At 64.3% G+C, this 18,155-nt stretch carries 16 protein-coding genes; 5 read left to right on the top strand and 11 right to left on the bottom strand.

Annotated elements, in window-relative coordinates:
• Positions 1 to 164: 164 nt before the first annotated feature.
• From ACKWRH_RS09575 to pgm, 4 genes are all read right to left on the bottom strand, one after another.
• The gene (locus ACKWRH_RS09575; protein ID WP_445220306.1) at positions 165 to 1,145 is read right to left on the bottom strand and encodes a PDR/VanB family oxidoreductase; all 981 of its coding nucleotides are present in this window, start codon (positions 1,143 to 1,145) and stop codon (positions 165 to 167) included.
• Positions 1,146 to 1,155: 10 nt separating this feature from the next.
• Positions 1,156 to 1,917 (bottom strand): GntR family transcriptional regulator, encoded by a 762-nt coding sequence (locus ACKWRH_RS09570; RefSeq protein WP_166084425.1) that lies wholly within the window; start codon positions 1,915 to 1,917, stop codon positions 1,156 to 1,158.
• A gap of 5 nt (positions 1,918 to 1,922) precedes the next feature.
• Positions 1,923 to 2,972, bottom strand: coding sequence for an aromatic ring-hydroxylating dioxygenase subunit alpha (locus ACKWRH_RS09565; RefSeq protein ID WP_445220305.1), 1,050 nt, complete (start codon positions 2,970 to 2,972; stop codon positions 1,923 to 1,925).
• Between the two features lie 291 nt (positions 2,973 to 3,263).
• A complete protein-coding gene (gene pgm, locus ACKWRH_RS09560) occupies positions 3,264 to 4,910 on the bottom strand; it encodes a phosphoglucomutase (alpha-D-glucose-1,6-bisphosphate-dependent) (RefSeq protein ID WP_445220304.1) in 1,647 nt (548 codons plus the stop codon).
• Positions 4,911 to 5,054: 144 nt separating this feature from the next.
• Here pgm and ACKWRH_RS09555 point away from each other — a divergent pair, with 144 nt between their 5' ends.
• A complete protein-coding gene (locus ACKWRH_RS09555; protein WP_445220303.1) occupies positions 5,055 to 6,173 on the top strand; it encodes an alpha/beta hydrolase family protein in 1,119 nt (372 codons plus the stop codon).
• Here ACKWRH_RS09555 and ACKWRH_RS09550 read toward each other — a convergent pair.
• On the bottom strand, positions 6,157 to 6,972 hold the full coding sequence (locus ACKWRH_RS09550; RefSeq protein ID WP_038936894.1) for a response regulator transcription factor: 816 nt from the start codon (positions 6,970 to 6,972) through the stop codon (positions 6,157 to 6,159). The two genes, ACKWRH_RS09555 and ACKWRH_RS09550, sit on opposite strands and share 17 nt — an antisense overlap.
• 297 nt (positions 6,973 to 7,269) lie before the next feature.
• On the opposite strand from ACKWRH_RS09550, the gene ACKWRH_RS09545 reads away from it, so the two are divergent.
• Together ACKWRH_RS09545 and ACKWRH_RS09540 are read left to right on the top strand one after the other, a co-directional pair.
• Positions 7,270 to 8,427, top strand: a complete 1,158-nt coding sequence (locus tag ACKWRH_RS09545) for an acyltransferase family protein (RefSeq protein WP_445220302.1) — start codon at positions 7,270 to 7,272, stop codon at positions 8,425 to 8,427.
• A 111-nt stretch (positions 8,428 to 8,538) separates the two neighbouring features.
• The gene (locus tag ACKWRH_RS09540) at positions 8,539 to 9,387 is read left to right on the top strand and encodes an MBL fold metallo-hydrolase (RefSeq protein ID WP_445220301.1); all 849 of its coding nucleotides are present in this window, start codon (positions 8,539 to 8,541) and stop codon (positions 9,385 to 9,387) included.
• 26 nt (positions 9,388 to 9,413) lie between these two features.
• On the opposite strand, the gene ACKWRH_RS09535 is transcribed toward ACKWRH_RS09540, so the two are convergent.
• From ACKWRH_RS09535 to ACKWRH_RS09515, 5 genes are all read right to left on the bottom strand, one after another.
• Complete coding sequence (locus ACKWRH_RS09535) at positions 9,414 to 10,298, bottom strand: aldose 1-epimerase family protein (protein ID WP_445220300.1); 885 nt, start codon at positions 10,296 to 10,298, stop codon at positions 9,414 to 9,416.
• Positions 10,299 to 10,422: 124 nt separating this feature from the next.
• Entirely contained in the window at positions 10,423 to 11,736 is a 1,314-nt protein-coding gene (locus tag ACKWRH_RS09530; protein WP_445220299.1) for a UDP-glucose dehydrogenase family protein, read from the bottom strand.
• Positions 11,737 to 11,912: 176 nt separating this feature from the next.
• Positions 11,913 to 12,863, bottom strand: a complete 951-nt coding sequence (fcl, locus tag ACKWRH_RS09525) for a GDP-L-fucose synthase (RefSeq protein WP_445220298.1) — start codon at positions 12,861 to 12,863, stop codon at positions 11,913 to 11,915.
• Entirely contained in the window at positions 12,835 to 13,905 is a 1,071-nt protein-coding gene (gmd, locus tag ACKWRH_RS09520) for a GDP-mannose 4,6-dehydratase (RefSeq protein ID WP_445220297.1), read from the bottom strand. Before gmd ends, fcl begins: the two co-directional genes overlap by 29 nt.
• Before the next feature lie 165 nt (positions 13,906 to 14,070).
• Complete coding sequence (locus tag ACKWRH_RS09515) at positions 14,071 to 15,090, bottom strand: NAD-dependent epimerase (protein ID WP_445220296.1); 1,020 nt, start codon at positions 15,088 to 15,090, stop codon at positions 14,071 to 14,073.
• A 268-nt stretch (positions 15,091 to 15,358) separates the two neighbouring features.
• On the opposite strand from ACKWRH_RS09515, the gene ACKWRH_RS09510 reads away from it, so the two are divergent.
• Both ACKWRH_RS09510 and ACKWRH_RS09505 read left to right on the top strand, forming a co-directional pair.
• Positions 15,359 to 16,474: a glycosyltransferase family 4 protein gene (locus tag ACKWRH_RS09510; RefSeq protein WP_445220295.1), complete on the top strand. Its 1,116-nt coding sequence runs from the start codon at positions 15,359 to 15,361 to the stop codon at positions 16,472 to 16,474.
• Positions 16,475 to 16,556: 82 nt separating this feature from the next.
• Complete coding sequence (locus ACKWRH_RS09505; protein WP_445220294.1) at positions 16,557 to 17,717, top strand: glycosyltransferase; 1,161 nt, start codon at positions 16,557 to 16,559, stop codon at positions 17,715 to 17,717.
• Positions 17,718 to 17,728: 11 nt separating this feature from the next.
• Here the strand turns inward: ACKWRH_RS09505 and ACKWRH_RS09500 are convergent, their stop codons facing one another.
• Positions 17,729 to 17,872 carry a hypothetical protein gene (locus tag ACKWRH_RS09500; RefSeq protein ID WP_014497502.1) on the bottom strand — a complete coding sequence of 48 codons (144 nt, stop codon included), beginning with the start codon at positions 17,870 to 17,872 and terminating at the stop codon, positions 17,729 to 17,731.
• Positions 17,873 to 18,155 lie beyond the last annotated feature (283 nt).

The raw sequence follows: 18,155 nt of genomic DNA, 5'->3' as shown, positions 1-18,155 counted from the left end.
ACGAAGCACTCTTGCCGGCCCGTTGACGCAGCAAACGAAGCCCGCTTCGTCACCGCCCTTAGCTGCCTCGCCAGGACAACCTGCACCTGTCCGCTCCCGAGAGAAAAGCGGATGCGCATGCGCTCAGGCTGATCGCGTTTTCCGAGTACGCCTTCCAGCCGCGGTCAGACCGCGTCCGCCCGCAGCAGCGTGTCCACGGTGATGGTGCCGCGGGCGCGGGAGACGCAGGCGCAGATCTTCTGGTTGCTTTGCTTCTGGTGGTCGCTGAAGAAGACGTCGCGATGGTCGATCTCGCCGTCGACCTCGACCACGTCGATGGCGCACAGGCCGCATTCGCCGCGCTTGCAATCGTACATCACGTCGTGGCCGCTGGCATTGAGCACATCAAGCATCGAGCGCTCGCGCGGGATTTCGAGCTCGACATCGGTCCCCTTCAGGCGCACGCGAAACGTCTCGGTCGGCAGCGTGCCGCTGGAGCCGAAGGTCTCGTAGCGGAGATCGGGAAGCGGATGGCCGGCGCCGATCCAGGCGTGGCGCGCGGCATCCAGCATCCGCATCGGGCCGCAGAACAGCGCCAGCGCACCTTGCGGCAATGATCCGAACAGCGCATCGAGGTCGAGCCGCCGGCCCTCGTCGCTCGCGTGAACGACCAGGCGCTCACCGAGCATATTGGCGAGATCGTCGAGATAGGCGGCATCGGTGCGCGAGCGCACGGCATAATGCAGCGTGACATCAGCGCCGCGACGCGCCAGCGCCTGTGCGGCGCCGAGGATCGGCGTGATACCGATGCCGCCGGCGATCAGGCAATAATTTTCGCGCGTCCAGTCGACCGCGAGCAGCGAAGCCGGCCGGGTGATGTCGAGCCGGGCGCCTGGCGCGAGCTGCCACATATAGCGCGAGCCGCCGCGGGAATCATCAGTGCGGCGCACCGCGATCTTGAAACCGCGCGAGGACGCCTCGCCGACCAGCGAATAGGATCGCGTCTCCGGCAGGCCGTCGATGGTCACGCTGACATTGATGTGGCTTCCGACCGGATAGGCTGAGCCGTCGAACTGATCCGGCAAGATCAGGAATTCGCGGATGCCCGGCGCAAGATCGCGCGTCGCGACGAGCGTTGCCGGAATCCAGGTTTCGATGAAGCGCATGGTGACGGCCCTAGTCGGTTGCGGTCTTGATCAGCGCGAGCGCCGGCAAGAGGTCGAGATGGGTGCGGTTGCGCAGCGCAAGCCGCAAGTTTCGCACCGCGAGCCGCGCGTGCTCGCGCATCACGGCCTCGGCGCGGGCGCCTTCGCGGTTCTCGATGGCGTCGATCACGACGCGATGGTGCTCCTGCCCGATGATCAGAATCTGCTGCGCCTCGGGCAACGCCGATTGCGCCATCACGAAACCGCTGGGCGAGGCGAACGGCAGCGCCGAAGCGCGGTCGATCTGCCGGATCAGCGGCGGGCTGCGCGACAATTCCGTGAGCAGTGCATGGAAGCGCGCGTTCAGCGTGACATAGGAGGAGAACGCGTCGACCGAGATCGGCACCTGGCGCAGCAACTCGTCAATCGCGGCCAAACACTCCTTCAATGGCTCGAGCTCGCGCGCCGAAACGCCGCGCTCGGCGGCGAAGCGCGCGGCGAGTCCTTCCAGCGTGCCGCGCAGCTCGATGGAATCGGAGATGTCGCGCTCGGAAAACGCCTTCACCATGAAGCCGCCGGAGGGAATCGCCTCCAGCAGGCCTTCCTCCTCGAGCCGCACCAGCGCCATGCGCACCGGGGTGCGCGAGGCGCCGGTCGTCTCCACCGCCTGCAACTCGGAGATGCGCTCGCCGGGCCGTAAGCGACCCGACAGGATCTGGTCGCGCAGCGCGAGCTGCGCCTTCACGGTCTGCGAGACGGAGCGGTCGACCTCTCGCTCGGGCGCTGCTTTCACCTGGCCTACTCCGCGGCCTGGAGGTGCTGCGGCGGGTTTTCCTTCGCCACCATCCTGTCGATCAGCTTGCGCGTCCACATCGCACCGGCGTCGATGTTGAGGTTGTAGAAGATGCGGTCAGGGTTCTCGTCCATGGCGCGCTGCTGCGCCTCGAGGATCAGCTCGTCCTCGTGGAAGATCCCGGAGACGCCCTCGCGGATCTCGGTGGTGATGCGCTGCTCGCCGAGCTGGTAGTTGCGGACGAACGCCCAGAAATAGTGGCAGGTCTTCTCGGTCTCCGGCGTGATGGTGTTGAGCACGAAACCGTTGACGCCCTGCGAGCGGTCGCCTTCCGGCGCGCCGGTGCCCGTCGGCGCCACGCCGACATCGATCGCGATCGTGCACGGGGCTTCGAAGCGGATGATCTGCCAGCGGTCGACGAGGCCGGGCTTGCCGAGCTGCTTGGCCCAGAACGGCGGCGCCTCGATGCCGCGCATCCAGCGCGTCACCGTCACCGTCTTCTCGCCATGGGTGACGTCGAACGGCGCCTCGGCGACCGCATCGTTGCCGATCGAGGAGCCGTGCACAAAGGTCTCGTGGGTGAGGTCCATGAGATTGTCGAGCACGAGGCGGTAGTCGCAATTGACGTGGATGGTCTTGCCATCGCCGGCCCAGGCCGGATCGTGATTCCAGTGCATGTCAGGAACGAGCGCAGGATCGGCGAGCGCGGGGTCGCCCATCCAGAGCCAGATGTAGCGGTGCCGCTCGATCACGGGATAGGCGCGGACGCAGGCCGACGGATTGATGGTCTCCTGCGAGGGCATGAAGGTGCAGCGCCCCTGCGCATTGTATTTCAGGCCGTGATAGCCGCAGACGACGGTGTCGCCTTCCAGCCGGCCCTTGGACAGCGGCACCAGCCGGTGCCAGCAGGCATCCTCCAGCGCGGCCACCGAGCCGTCGGCCTTGCGATACATCACGACATGCTTGCCGCAGATCGTCCGCGGCAACAGCGCCGGCTTGACGTCCGCGTCCCAGGCCGCGGCGTACCAGGCGTTCATCGGGAAGGGTTTTGTCACGGGTCGCTCTCCCAAGGCTTATGAATACGTTATGTATACAATAGCGGAGCGATAGAATCGTTCAAGAGCGAAAAGTGCCGTAATATATTACCTATATGAGATGTTATGTATACAAGAATAACTCTGCTGTCATTCCCCGCGAAGGCGGGGAATCCAGTACTCCGCGGCAGTCATTGGTCCACGCAACTCGCGCCGCGGAGTACTGGATCACCCGCTTTCGCGGGTGATGACACCAATACGGCGCCCCCCCCCTCGGACCGGGACAGTGCAAACGGCGCTTTGGCCCCGCAGCTACGCCCCGAACACCTTCTTCAGGCCCGCCTGGGCCTCTTCCTGAATCCGCTTCAGGTGCTCGGTGCTGCGGAAACTTTCCGCGTAGATCTTGTAGACGTCCTCCGTGCCCGACGGCCTTGCGGCGAACCAGCCGAAATCGGTTTCGACCTTGATGCCGCCGAACGGCTGGCCGTTGCCCGGCGCCTTGCTCAGCGTGGCGCGGACGGGATCGCCGGCGAGGTCCTTGAGACCGAGCTGCTCGGGCGTGACGGACTTGAGGATGTTCTTCTGGGGCGCGGTAGCGGCGACGTCGATGCGCGCATAGTGCGGCACGCCGAGCTCGGCAGTGAGATCGTTGAAGAGCTGGCTGGGGTCGCGGCCGGTCTTGGCCATGATCTCGGCTGCGAGCAGGCCGAGGATGATGCCGTCCTTGTCGGTGGTCCACACCCCGCCGTCGCGGCGCAGGAACGAGGCCCCTGCACTCTCCTCGCCGCCGAAGCCGAAGCCGCCCGTGAGGAGGCCGTCGACGAACCATTTGAAGCCGACCGGCGTCTCGACCAGCCTGCGGCCGAGCTTCTTGGCAACGCGGTCGATGATCGAGCTCGACACCACGGTCTTGCCGATCGCGGCATCCTTGCCCCAGTTCGGGCGGTTCGCGAACAAATAGGCGATCGCGGTCGCAAGGTAATGGTTCGGATTCATCAGGCCGCCGGTGCGCGTCACGATGCCGTGGCGGTCGGCATCGGTGTCGTTGGCAAAGGCGACGTCGAAGCGGTCGCGCATCGCGATCAGGCTCGCCATCGCGTAAGGCGAGGAGCAATCCATGCGGATCTTGCCGTCCCAGTCGACGGTCATGAAGCGGAAGGTCGGATCGATCGCCTCGTTCACGACCGTGGCCTTCAGGCCGTAGCGCTCGATGATCGGATGCCAGTAATGCACGGCGGCGCCGCCGAGCGGATCGATCCCGATATTGATGCCGGCGGATTTGACGAGATCGAGATCGACGACATTGCCGAGATCGGCGACGTAGGGCGTGATGAAGTCGTAGGCGTGCACATTCGCGGATTTGCGCGCCTTGGCGTAGTCGATGCGCTTCACGCCCTTCAGGCCGTCGGCGAGATAGGCGTTGGCGCGCTTCTCGACCACGGAGGTCGCGTCGGTGTCGGCCGGGCCGCCATGCGGCGGATTGTATTTGTAGCCGCCGTCCTCGGGGGGATTGTGCGAGGGCGTGACGACGACGCCGTCGGCAAGGCCGCTAGCGCGGCCCTTGTTGTAGGTCAGGATCGCGTGCGAGATGACAGGCGTCGGGCTGTAGCCGCCGTCCTTGTCGATCATGATGTCGACGCCGTTGGCGGCGAACACCTCGACGGCGCTGACCAGCGCCGGCTCGGCCAGCGCATGGGTGTCGATGCCGATGAAGAGCGGGCCGGTCAGGCCCTTTTCCGTTCTGTAGTCACAAATGGCCTGCGTGGTCGCGAGGATATGGCCCTCGTTGAAGCTGTTCTTGAACGACGTGCCGCGATGGCCGGAGGTTCCGAACGCCACCCGCTGCGCGGGATCGCCGACATCGGGCTTGCCGGCGAAATAGGCTGTCACCAGCCGCGGAACGTTGGTGAGCGCGTCCGGCGAGACCAGCTTGCCCGCCGCGGGATGAACATCAGCCACTGAAATATCCTCGTCCTGTCGTGCAGAGTTTGTGGAATACCATAGCATCGGCCGGGTCCCCGCCAAGAGCAACACGCGCGGCGGGCTGGCCGTTCCTGAGATCATGCTATGGTCTTTCAGATCGGGGCTTTTTCGAGTCGGGGCATGACGTTGTTTCACAGGCTCTTGGTTGTTCTGATGGCCTGGCTTGCGACGGCTGGCATCGTGCCCGATGCGATGGCCGCGGAGTTCTACACGGAAGACCTACGCATCCCGATGACGGAGGCCGGGCCGCAGGGGCTGGAGGCTTTTCTGGTCCGGCCGGCCGGAACGAAGCGCTATCCGCTCGCGCTGCTCAGCCACGGCTCACCGCGCAGTTTCGACGACCGCGCGACCATGTCGGCGCACAAATATTACGGGATCGCGCTCGAATATGCCCGGCGCGGCTTTGCCGCGCTGATCGTGATGCGACGCGGCTACGGCACCTCGCCCGGCGGGCGCGTCGACAGCGTCGGCGGCTGCGCGAATGCCGCCTATCTGCCGGCGGCGGCAGTTGCGGTCGCGGACTTGCGCGCCGCGATCGACGCGATGGGGCGCAGGGCCGACGTCACGACATCGGGCATGATCGCGGCCGGCCATTCCGCCGGCGGGCTCGCCACCGTCGCGCTGACCGCGCAGGCACCGCCGGGTCTCGTCGCCGCGATCAGCTTTGCCGGCGGCCGCGGCTCGCGCGATGACGACGACGTCTGCAACAAGGATGGGCTGGGGCAGGCCTTCGCCACGTTCGGCAAGACCTCGCGCGTGCCGATGCTATGGGTCTATGCGGCCAATGATTCGTTCTTCGGTCCCGATCTCGCGCGCCGCCTCTATGACGGATTTCGCGGCAATGGCGGTCACGCGAAATTCATTGCGGCGCCGCCTTACGGCGACGACGGCCACTATCTCTATTCGGTGGTGGGCCGCCCGCAATGGACGCCTTATCTCGACGCCTTTCTGCGCGAGCGCGGGCTCGGCCATGACATCCTGAGCCCTCCCGATCCGCTGCCGCCGCCGGGCCAGCTCAACGAGGCCGCGCGCGCCGAATTCTCGCGCTATCTCGCCAGCACCATGCCGCACAAGGCTTTTGCGGTGTCGCCGAACGGCAGTTACGGCTGGCGCTCGGGGCGCACCACCGCCGACGACGCCCGGCGCGATTCGCTTAGCGCCTGCATGAAATGGTCGCCGACCTGCACGCTGTATGCGGTCGACGATCGGCTGGCCGGAACGACTAGAGCCGCTCGCTGAGCGCGAGCTTGTAGCCGACGCCGGTGACGGTCGCGATCACGGGCGTGCCGCTGCCGACGAGCTTGCGGCGCAGCCGCGCCACCAGCGCATCGACGGTGCGGATATCGACCTCGGCCTGGCGGTTGCTGACGACCTCGATCAGATAGTCGCGGCTGAGCGGCCGGCCGTCGGCGCCGACCAGCGCCGCGAGCAGGTCGAATTCGGCGCGCGTCAACGCCACCGGCTTGCCGTCGCTGCCGAGCAGCTCGCGCCGGGTCAGGTCGATGATCCAGTCGCCGAAGGCAATCGAATTGTGGTTGCGCGCCGCCTTGCGGTCGATCGAGCGCCGCCGCAGCACGCTGCGTGCCCGCGCCAGCAGGTCGCGCAGATTGATCGGCTTGGTGACGTAATGGTCGCCCGCGATCTCGAGGCCGAGGATGCGATCGACGTCGGTGTCGCGGCGCGTCACGAAGATGATGCCCGCGTTGCTGGTCGCCTGGATCTCCTTGGCGAGCTCGAAGCCGTCGCCGTCGGGCAACTGCACGTCGAGGAAGACGAGATCGGTGCGCGAGCGTAGCGCCTGGCGGCATTCCGCGCAGGAGCCGGCGCCGACCACGTCGAAATTGTTCTCGTTGAAATAGCCGACCAGCATCGTCCGCGTCACGGGATCGTCTTCGACGACGATCAGCCGCTCGCGGCCGGCAGGCCTCAATTCCTGACGTCCGGAATCAACCACGTTGTTGGATGTCCTGTGTGCTTGTGGCGCGGCTTGAAAGTTCAAGTCGTCGCGCAGCGCACTGTCCTGTGAACGAACATTCACGACTTATTCGAGCCCCCGAAATTGCCTGCTGGAATACTAGGCGTGTTGTGCTGCCCGAACAATATTGGTCATGGTATTGGCGCATTAAGTATGAATTGCCCCACAATTCTCATCGCGCGCATCATCACGCCGGCGTGGCTCTTTCGAGCGCCGACCGGCCTCCTCGACACCGCCGATCCCGTACATTCGGCATCGGACTCAACCGCTGGTTAACGTAAAGAAAGGCTTCGGCTTCGAAACAGCCGGCCGCGCCTCTATGGTCTCCGCTTGCAGATGCGAAACCACGGAGCAGGCGTGATGCAGGGGCAGGCCCGGTTGGCCGCCGAACGACCCGAGCAAGGTGCAACGCCTTTCGGTCGTTCGCACACGCTCGACGTCTTGCGCGGCCTCGCCATCGTCGGCGTGATGGCGATCCACGTTTCACAATCTTTTCCTTCAAAGATCCAGCCCGTCGACTTCGCCTTCATGTGCGGCTGGACCGGCGTCAACGTGTTCTACTTCGTCAGCGCCATGACGATGTGCCTGATGTGGACGCAGCGCACCGAAACCGATCCGACGCGCAAATTCTACATCCGGCGCTTCCTGCGCATCGCGCCGCTGTTCTGGCTCGCGATCCCGGTTTACCTCATCATCAACGGCACGGGTCCCAGCTACAACGCGCCGAACGGCATCGGGCCGCTCCAGGTGATCCTGACCGCGACGTTCCTGCACGGCTTCTGGCCGGATAGCGTCAACAGCGTCGTGCCGGGCGACTGGTCGATCGCGGCGGAAATGACGTTCTATCTCGTCTTCCCTTTCGTGATCACGGCCTTCGGATCGCGCCGCCATCTCTATCTTGCGCTCGCGATCGTGCTGCATCTGGTCAATGTCTGCCTGTTCAAGCCATGGGCGTTCGCACTGTTCTCGGCCTATTACGGGCCCGGCCACGAGGCCTTCGTCTGGAATGCGCTGCACATCAGCTTCCTGAACCAGTTGCCGGTCTTCCTCGTGGGATGCGCGCTGTTCTTCTCGCTGCGCGACGGCTTTGCGAAGTCGGACGCCGCGATCTTCGCCGTCTTCATCGCGCTCTCCTTCATCGCCGACCGCGCGACCGGCTCGCATGAATTCAACTACCTGATGATCAACCTCGTGCTCGGTGCGCTGGTTGCAGGTTGCATCCGCCTCGCGATCCGCTGCCGGCCGATCGAGGCGCTGGGCCGCAACTCCTATTCGATGTACCTGTCGCACTTCGCGGTGATCTACGGCCTGCGCCAGATCTGGCCGCTTACGGACGGACTGGTCTCGCTGCTGATCGCCTATGCCGTCACCGCCGCGCTCAGCTATCTCGTCGCGCGCGCGACCTGGCATCTGGTCGAGCGGCGCGCGCAGGATTTTGCGCATCGCCTGACGTCCAAGGGATCGGACCGCTCGCCGATCCGGCCGACCATCGCTGCCACTGCGGCCGGTCTGCACTGACGCGCGACTTGTCTAGCTGACGCCTTCGAATCTAAAGTACGCCACGAAAGATCTTCAGACACGCCCGGGCGGCGTGATCAGGTCGACCGGCTTCACGCTGGAGTAGGCGCCATGGAAGTCATACTGCTCGGCACCGGCGGCCCACGCCCGGACCCGCGCCGCATGGCGACGACCACGCTGATCAGGCTCGGCGAGGAGAACATCCTGTTCGACGCAGGCCGCGGCGTCATGGTGCAGCTCCACAAAGCCGGCGTGCCGCTCGGCGCCATCAACACGGTCTTTCTCACCCATCACCACTTCGACCACATCGGCGACCTCTACGATGTGATGTTGAATTCGTGGATGCATGGCCGCAAAGACGATCTGCGCATCTACGGCCCGCCCGATACCGAACGGCTCGTCAACACGCTGATCACGCAGGTCTACGACAAGGACATCGCCTGGCGGGATCAGGGCGAGCCGACCTTTGGCGGCTGGAAGCCGGTCGTCGCGACGGACATCATTCCCGGCCCCATCCTCGACACCGGTCGCTGGAAGATCAGCGCCGAGTTCGTCTCACATGGCGACGGTCTCGACATGTCGCCGGCGTTTATCGCGCGCTGGATGTGTCTCGGCTTCCGCTTCGAAGCCGAGGGCAAGGTCATAGCGATCTCAGGCGACACGGTCCCCTGCCCCGGTCTCGAGCGGCTGGCACAGGGAGCCGACCTGCTGGTCCAGTGCTGCTTTCTCGCGACGCCTGAGATCACCAACGACCACCTCCGCCGGCTCGCGAAATATACGCTCGCCTGCGGCGATACGGTCGGCAAGGTCGCCGCCAAGGCCGGCGTCAAGAAGCTCGCGCTGACCCATCACCGGCCGCGCACTGACGATTCCATGCTGAACGCACTTCTCGCGGACGTCCGCCGAGACTACGCAGGTCCTGTCGTGCTCGGCGAGGACCTCACGCGGATCGAGGTCTGAGGGCCACAGGCGCGCGAAGGCCTGCCTCAGGACGACCCGACCTCGATCCGGTACGACAGTTCTTCGTTCGCGCCGGCCGCGATGTGCATCAGACCCGGCTTGTCGCTGAACTCGCCATCGAAACCGACGGGACTGGCATAGCCGCGCCACGGCTCGATGCAGAGGAACGGCGCGCCTGTCGGTTTCGACCAGACGCCGAGCTCGCGAAAACCGCGCCATGACATTTTGAGCCAGGGCCCGGCCCCCTGCCCGGCCGCATACCGGACCGCATGGCTGTTGACGGGATCGAGGATGACGGCGTCATTGGTGAACAGGGATTCCGACAAAGGAAGCACGGTGCCTCTGACGGGGCTCGGATCCGTTGCCGCGAGCAGGAGTCCGCCCTCGACACGGCGAACCGGAGACGGCTCCTCGTTCGTGAACGTCAGCGCGTAGCTCTCCTTCGACACTCCGGCCTGAAGCGGCCAGTTGAAGGCGGGATGGCCACCAAGCGACACCGGCAATGTCTCCTTGCCAGTGTTCACAATCGTGAGCGAGAGATCGAGACCGGCGTCGTCGATCGCATAGGTGGCCGTCAGGCGAAATGCGAACGGATAGAGTGCGCGCGTTGTCTCACTGTCTTCGAGCGCTAACGTGCAACGGTTCTCGCCGCGCTCTGCCCATGCGAACCGGCTGTCGCGCGCAAAACCGTGCTGGGTCATCCGGTAGGTCTTGCCCCGGTGCCGCATTTCGTCATTGGCGAGACGCCCGACGATCGGAAACAGCAGCGGCGCGTGGCGTGGCCAGGCCGGCCCCGCCTGCCAGACAAATTCGACACCGCGGCCGTCCTTCAACGAGCACAGCTCGGCGCCGTGTGCCTTGACGGTCGCGCTGAGCCCGCCACTGCGGATCGTGTGCGTGTCGTCGGTCATGACAATCTCCATCGCGGCAACGAGGCCAAACGCTGCGACCCGATGCGACCGGATCATATCGCATCAGAGACGATTTCGCCCACCTCAGGATGAGGCGGGCGAAGCCGAACTTCAAACGACTGGCTTAAGCCTGGGACGATCGCCCGATGCTCTCGTAGGTGAAGCCGGCGGCTTCCATCTCTTCGGGCGGGTAGATGTTGCGGAGGTCGACCACGACGGGCTGGGTCATGGCCGCCTTCAGCCGGTGGAGATCGAGCGCGCGGAACTGCACCCATTCGGTGACGATGACGAGCGCATCGGCGCCTTGCGCGCAGGAATAGGCGTCCTCGCAATAGGTGATGTTCGGCAACTCGCCCTTGGCCTGCTCCATGCCGACGGGATCGAAAGCCTTGACCGTCGCGCCCATGTCGATCAGGCCGGTGACGAGCGGGATCGACGGCGCATCGCGCATGTCGTCGGTGTCGGGCTTGAAGGTGAGGCCGAGCACGGCGATGGTCTTGCCGCGCAAGCTACCGCCGAGCGCCTGGCTGACCTTGCGCGCCATCGCGCGCTTGCGGTTCTCGTTGACGGCCAGCACGGATTCGACGATGCGCAGGCTCACGTCATAGTCCTGCGCGATCTTGATCAGCGCCTTGGTGTCCTTCGGGAAGCAGGAGCCGCCGAAGCCGGGACCCGCGTGCAGGAACTTGGTGCCGATGCGGTTGTCGAGGCCGATGCCGCGCGCGACTTCCTGCACGTTGGCGCCGACCTTTTCCGAGAGGTCCGCGATCTCGTTGATGAAGGTGATCTTGGTCGCGAGGAACGCGTTCGCGGCGTATTTGATCATCTCGGCGGTGCGGCGCGCCGTGAACATCAGCGGGGCCTGGTTCAGCGACAGCGGGCGATAGACGTCGCCCATCACCTTGCGGCCCCGCTCGTCGGAGGTGCCGACGACGACGCGGTCGGGATACTTGAAGTCGCGGATCGCCGCGCCCTCGCGCAGGAATTCGGGGTTGGAGGCGACGACGACGTCGGCCGCGGGGTTGGTCTCGCGGATGATGCGCTCGACCTCGTCGCCGGTGCCGACCGGGACGGTGGACTTGGTCACGACGACGGTGAAGCCCGACAGCGACTGCGCGATCTCGCGCGCGGCGGCGTAGACATAGGAGAGATCGGCGTGACCGTCGCCGCGGCGCGAGGGCGTGCCGACCGCGATGAAGACGGCATCGGCGTCCGCGACCGGCTTCGACAAATCGGTGGTGAAGTCGAGCCGCTTGGCCTTCACATTGGTCGCGACCAGCTCGTCGAGCCCGGGCTCGTAGATCGGAATCTCGCCGCGATGAAGCGCCGCGATCTTCTTCTCGTCCTTGTCGACGCAGGTGACGTCGTGACCGAAATCCGCAAAGCAGGCTCCGGACACCAGTCCCACATAGCCCGTTCCGATCATCGCGATTCGCATGAAAAACTCTTTCCGTTGAAGACGGATGCTCCACTGAACACCCTAGACCATTTCTGTATCCGGCCGCACGCCCAACATTAGGGCAGGTTGCTTCGCGAACCGAATAAACCTTAACCGCCGCGCGTGACAGGCGTTGCGGTCATCTCCTGAAATACGCGACATGCATTGGTTGCATTCTACGTATGCGACAGATACGCCGCGTAAGCGCGTCTCACGCCGTCCTCGAGCGAGGTCGTGGCGCGCCAGCCGAGCTTGGCGAGACGGCTGACGTCGAGCAGCTTGCGCGGTGTGCCGTCGGGACGCGAGGTATCGAAACCGATCTCGCCGCCGTAGCCGACGATGTCGGCCACGACGCGCGCGAACTCGGCGATGGTGATGTCCTCGCCGGTGCCGATGTTGACCAGCTCCGCGCTCGAATAGGTCTTCATCAGGTGCACGCAGGCATCCGCCATGTCGTCGACATAGAGGAACTCGCGCCGCGGCGTGCCGGTGCCCCACACGATGACGCTCTTTGCCCCCGAAACCTTCGCCTCGTGGAAGCGGCGGATCAGGGCGGCGACGACGTGGCTCAATTCAGGGTGATAATTATCGCCGGGGCCGTACAGATTGGTCGGCATCACGCTGATGAAGTCGCTGCCATACTGGCTGCGATAGGCCTCCGCCATCTTGATGCCGGCGATCTTGGCGATCGCATAGGGCTCGTTGGTCGGCTCCAGCGGACCGGTGAGCACGGAATCCTCGCGCAACGGCTGCGGCGCCAGCTTCGGATAGATGCAGGACGAGCCCAGAAACATCAGCTTCTCGGCGCCGTTTTGATGCGCGGCCTGAATCACGTTCGCGGCAATCGCAATGTTGTCGTAGATGAACTCGGCGCGCAGCGTGTCGTTGGCGACGATGCCGCCGACCTTGGCCGCGGCAAGGAAGATCACTTGCGGCCGCGTCTTGGCGAACCAGTCGAACACGGCGGCCTGGTCGCAGAGATCGACCTCGCGCCGGTCGACCGTGACGAGCCGCACATCCTCCCGCGCCAGCCGGCGCACCAGCGCGGCTCCGACCATGCCGCGATGGCCGGCGACATAGACGCTCTTGCCCCTCAGCTCAAACGGTGCGTTTGCCACTGGCCGCATCCCGTTTTGCCTCCGCCAGATCGCTTGCCATCATCTCCTCGACGAGCTGGGCAAAGCTGCGCTTCGGCGTCCAGCCGAGCACCTCGCGCGCCTTGCTGGCGTCGCCGACGAGGAGATCGACCTCGGTCGGACGGAAATAGGTCGGATCGATCTTCACCACAATCTTGCCGCTCGTCTCGTCGACGCCGGTCTCCTCGACGCCCTTGCCGCGCCAGGCGATGCGGCGGCCGACATGGGCAAACGACAGCTCGACCATCTCACGCACCGAGCGCATCTCGCCGGTGGCGAGCACGAAGTCGTCGGGCCTGTCGACCTGCAGGATCCTGTGCATGCCCTCGACATAATCGCGGGCATGGCCCCAGTCGCGCTTGGCTTCGAGATTGCCGAGATAGAGCGTCTGTTCCAGCCCGACCTCGATACGCGCGACGCCGCGGGTGATCTTGCGGGTCACAAAGGTCTCGCCGCGGATCGGGCTCTCATGGTTGAACAGGATGCCGTTCGACGCGAACATGCCGTAGGCTTCGCGGTAGTTCACCGTGATCCAGTAGCCGTAGAGTTTTGCGACGCCGTAGGGCGAGCGCGGATAGAACGGCGTCGTCTCCTTCTGCGGGATCTCCTGCACCAGGCCGTAGAGCTCGGAGGTCGAGGCCTGGTAGAACCGCGTCTCCTTCTCCATGCCGAGGATGCGGATCGCTTCCAGCAGGCGCAGCACGCCGATGGCGTCGGCGTTGGCGGTGTATTCCGGGCTCTCGAAGCTGACGGCGACGTGGCTCTGGGCGGCGAGATTGTAGATCTCGGTCGGCCGGATCTGCTGCACCAGGCGGATCAGATTGGTCGAATCCGTCATGTCGCCATAGTGCATCAGGAACGGAACGTTGCCGACATGCGGGTCCTGGTAGAGGTGATCGACGCGCGCGGTGTTGAACGAGGACGAACGCCGCTTGATGCCGTGCACGACATAGCCGAGCGACAGCAAATATTCGGCGAGATAGGCGCCGTCCTGACCGGTCACGCCGGTGATGAGAGCGATCCGCTCAGCCATGGGCCCGCGCCTGGTTCGGGGTCAAAGAGGTTCAGAGGGACGGGATAACCACCGTTCGCGCCCGCTGACAAGGCCGCCGGCGGTCAAAAGCGCAAGAACCAGCGCAAGAACCGGCTGAAGAACCGGCGTTCCCCGGGCGACACGCAGGTGCCGCCGCCCGCGGGATCAGACGCAGTGGTACATCCGATACCATTCGACGAAGCGGCCGAGGCCATCCGCGATCGACGTCGACGGCGAGAAACCGACGTCGCGCTGGAGCGCGGAAATGTCGGCGCGCGTCTCCAGGACGTCGCCGGCCTGCATCGGCAACAGCTGGCGGATCGCCGGCTTGCCGATGATCTTCTCCAGCGTCTCGACGAACTCCATCAGGTTGACCGACCTGTTGTTGCCGATGTTATAGACGCGATACGGCGCATAGCTCGACGAATTTTCCGGCCGCTCGGCATTCCACGCGGGATTCGGCGCCGCGGGCCGATCGAGGGTGCGGATCACCCCTTCGACGATGTCGTCGACATAGGTGAAGTCGCGCCACATGTCGCCTTTATTGAAAATCCTGATCGGCTCATTCGCGAAGATCGCGCGCGTGAACAGATAGGCGGCCATGTCGGGCCGGCCCCACGGGCCGTAGACGGTGAAGAAGCGAAGCCCGGTCACCGGCAGCTTGTGAACATGTGCAAACGTATGAGCCATCAGTTCGTTGGCTTTCTTGCTTGCGGCATAAAGGCTGACCGGATGGTTCACCGAATGCTCGGTCGAATACGGCAAGGTGCGGTTGGCGCCATACACCGAACTCGAAGAAGCGTAGACGAGATGCGCCAGACCATGGCGCCGGCCGGCTTCGAGCACGGTGACAAAGCCGTCACAATTGGCCCGGATGCTGGTGATGGGATCGTCGATCGACGCGCGCACGCCGGGCTGCGCCGCCAGATGCACGACGCGATCGGGCGAGACCTCGTCGAAGACGCGCGTCACGGCGGCGAAGTCTGCGAGATCGATCTTGTGGAATTTGAACCCTGGATGGTGTTCGAGCGTTGCGAGACGCGCGCGCTTCAGCGCGGGATCGTAATACGGAGTGATTGCATCGATGCCAACGACCTGCTCGCCACGCGCCAACAGCCGTTCACAAACGTGCATTCCGATAAAGCCGGCAGCACCGGTAACGATCACTGGCCGCAAAGTTGTCATCTCATTCATTCCGCGGAGCATTGCCAGACCAGGACATGAGAGGCAAGGTTTGGACAGTCACGACATCATCAAATCAGTCGGCCCATGTAAGCGCATCGAAATGTGTAGGAAACATGATGGCGTCATGCACCATCGCATGCTATCCGCCTGCAAGGATGCTCGGACGATAGCGCCACATGTGCTAGACGTCATAGAACGTATATTCGGCGCCTGATGCTCAGTCTTCGGGCATTGTTCGCGCAAGAACCCGCAAAGAAAAAGATCGACTTTGAAACTCTCCATCAACGGCAGGTTCCTGTCACAATCGCTCACGGGCGTGCAGCGCTACGCCGCCGAGATCGTCAAGGCGATGGACCGCTTGCTCGCGAGCGGAGAGGCTCCGCGGCAACTGCTGGATGCAGAGTGGCAAATCCTTGCGCCGCCGAATGCGCAGACGCTTCCAGGTCTTCGCCGCATCGCCATCAAGCAGATAGGATCCTTGCAGGGGCACGCGTGGGACCAGATCGATCTGGCGCGCGACGCGGCCGGCACCCGTCTCGTCAGCCTCGCCAATTCGGGCCCCGTACTCCACCGCGACCATCTCGTCGTGATTCACGACGCACAGGTTTTCCGGCGGCCGGACTTCTTCAGCTGGCGCTACCTCGCCTTGCACCGGACGCTCGGCCATCTGCTGGCGCGCACGGCAACGATCGCAACAGTTTCGGCGTTTTCACGCAACGAACTTGCCGAGGTGCTGTCGCTGAATCCGGCTTCGATCCCCGTCATTGCGAACAGCGCGGAACATTTCGCGACCGTCGCGCCCGACGTCTCGATCATCGACAAGCTGTGTCTTGCGCCCCATCAATTCTTCCTCTTCGTCGGCTCGATGACGAAGAACAAGAATGTCGATACGGCCATTCGCGCCGCCGAGCAGCTTGGCCGCGCCGACTTTCCGCTGGTCGTGGTCGGCGGCGATAACAGCAAAGTGTTCGGGGGCGCGGCCACGGAATCGAGGGTCGGCGTCGTCATCGCCGGGCGGCTGAAGGACGAGGAGATTGCCGCGCTGTTCTCCCAGGCCGCGGCATTCGTGTTTCCGAGCCTTTATGAGGGATTCGGCGTGCCTCCCTTGGAGGCGATGTTCTTCGCCTGTCCGGTGATCGCGAGTTCCGCCGATGCCGTGCGCGAGACCTGCGACGATGCCGCCGTCTATTTCGATCCGCTCAACGCGGACGAACTGTCGGCACGGATGCGCGAAAGAATCGAACTCGGCAGGATCTCGCCGGTGGAACAGGAGAAGCAGCGGCAGCGCCTTATGACATATTCCTGGGCCAAGTCCGCCGCAGCGATGCTCGAATTCCTCGCCAAACCGGCATCCCGATCCACATCCGACCGTGCGAAACAATGACGCGGCCCGATTATTGCTGCTTAGCGAGGTTAGACGTGCGTCTCCAAGATCTGGCGCCTTCAAGACAAGGAAGGAATGACCGTTGTCCAGCGGCCTGAAGATTCTGCACGTCGCCGAAACGGTCCGTGGCGGCATCGCGACTTACCTCAACGAGCTGCATCCGCACCAGAGCGCGAGCTTCGGCCCCGGCAACGTCAACTATGTCGTTCCCTCCGACCATCGCAGCGACCTGGTGAACATCGAGGACGACGCGGTCACCACGTTTCCGCGCGACGGACGCAACGCGGTCGGCCTGTTTCGCATGCTGTTTGCAACCATGCGCGCGGTCCGGCAGCTTCGTCCTGACATCATCCACCTGCACTCGTCGTTCGCCGGGCTCGTGGTGCGCCCGGTGCTTTGGCTCACCTATCGGCGCTCGCGCATCGTCTATTGCCCGCACGGCTGGGCCTTCGGCCGCGAGACCGGCCGCCTCAGCCGCGAGGTGACGAAGTTCACCGAGCTCGTGCTGTCGAAATTCACCCATCGCATCGTCTGCATCTCGGAAAGCGAGCAGGCCGACGCCAAGCAGGTCGGAATCGCGGCGAATCGCCTGGTTCTTGTGCACAACGGGATTTCCAAGCAGCGTCCTGCGCTCGACAAGGGCGCAGCGCAGTGGCGGTCGGAGAAGATCAAGGTCCTCTTCATCGGGCGCCTCGACCGTCAGAAGGGCTACGATCTCCTGATCGAGGCCGCGCGCACACTCGGAGACAAGCTCGACGTGCGCCTGATCGGCGCCTCCGTCGTCAGCAAATTCCGCAGAAGCGATCTGCCCGCCAACGTCTCTTTTCTGGGCTGGATGAACCGCAACCAGATCGAGGCCGAGCTCGACCAGGCCGACATGGTCGCGATTCCCTCGCGCTGGGAGGCGTTTGGCCTGGTCGCCATCGAGGCGATGCGGGCGGCCAAGCCGATCATTGCCTTCCGCATCGGCGCCCTGCCAGAAATCGTCGAAGACAATGCGACGGGCGTGCTATGCGACGAGGTCTCGGCCGAAAAGCTGGTTGAAGGTTTTCAACGCGCAACCGGGCTTGACCTGGCTGCGGTCGGCCGTGCCGGATATGAGCGTTTCACCCGCCTCTACGACATCGAACAGACCCACCGTACGCTCAGCCAGGTCTATGCCGACGTCCTGCATGTGCGGATGAGCGAATCCGGACAGCAGGCGAAGTTGCAGTCCGATTTGCCGAACAATCTGCGATCGTAGCGACCGGCCGATCAGGCCAGCCGGCGGACATCGCCCTGCGCGAACTCGCCATCATTCACGCGGTTATCGGAGAACGACCACGCAATGGCCGATGCGACGATCATCGCGCAGGTGAGAAAGCCGGCCGCGAACAGCAGTGATCCGGTGTGCAACATCGTCTTCGCCTTCCTTTTGTTTGGCGGACCACTAGCCGGATCAGGATTAGGAAGACCTTACGGACGCCAGCGTGACGCCAGCTTCCAAATCTAAGCGTTAACGGAGGTGGAATCCCGTCGCAGAAACATTGGTCCGATGACCCCGCGAAAACGTCCGCTCGGGCGCCATGCCCGCCGCACGACGACGAAAACACAACGCAGGATCACTCAGGACGAGATCCATCACTTGAAGTTTATTGCGACATCATCTCGCGACGACGCCGTCGCATCTGCGGTCCATCGC

The sequence above is a fragment of the Bradyrhizobium sp. Pa8 genome (assembly GCF_052588265.1).
This window is presented reverse-complemented; position numbering and strand designations above follow the sequence as displayed.

Bases quoted from the DNA above. Each gene is read 5' to 3' on its own strand.
- ACKWRH_RS09575 (WP_445220306.1), bottom strand. From the start codon at position 1,145: ATGCGCTTCATCGAAACCTGGATTCCGGCAACGCTCGTCGCGACGCGC.
- ACKWRH_RS09555 (WP_445220303.1), top strand. From the start codon at position 5,055: ATGACGTTGTTTCACAGGCTCTTGGTTGTTCTGATGGCCTGGCTTGCG.
- ACKWRH_RS09545 (WP_445220302.1), top strand. From the start codon at position 7,270: ATGCAGGGGCAGGCCCGGTTGGCCGCCGAACGACCCGAGCAAGGTGCA.
- ACKWRH_RS09540 (WP_445220301.1), top strand. From the start codon at position 8,539: ATGGAAGTCATACTGCTCGGCACCGGCGGCCCACGCCCGGACCCGCGC.
- ACKWRH_RS09535 (WP_445220300.1), bottom strand. From the start codon at position 10,298: ATGACCGACGACACGCACACGATCCGCAGTGGCGGGCTCAGCGCGACC.
- ACKWRH_RS09530 (WP_445220299.1), bottom strand. From the start codon at position 11,736: ATGCGAATCGCGATGATCGGAACGGGCTATGTGGGACTGGTGTCCGGA.
- fcl (WP_445220298.1), bottom strand. From the start codon at position 12,863: ATGCGGCCAGTGGCAAACGCACCGTTTGAGCTGAGGGGCAAGAGCGTC.
- gmd (WP_445220297.1), bottom strand. From the start codon at position 13,905: ATGGCTGAGCGGATCGCTCTCATCACCGGCGTGACCGGTCAGGACGGC.
- ACKWRH_RS09515 (WP_445220296.1), bottom strand. From the start codon at position 15,090: ATGACAACTTTGCGGCCAGTGATCGTTACCGGTGCTGCCGGCTTTATC.
- ACKWRH_RS09500 (WP_014497502.1), bottom strand. From the start codon at position 17,872: ATGTTGCACACCGGATCACTGCTGTTCGCGGCCGGCTTTCTCACCTGC.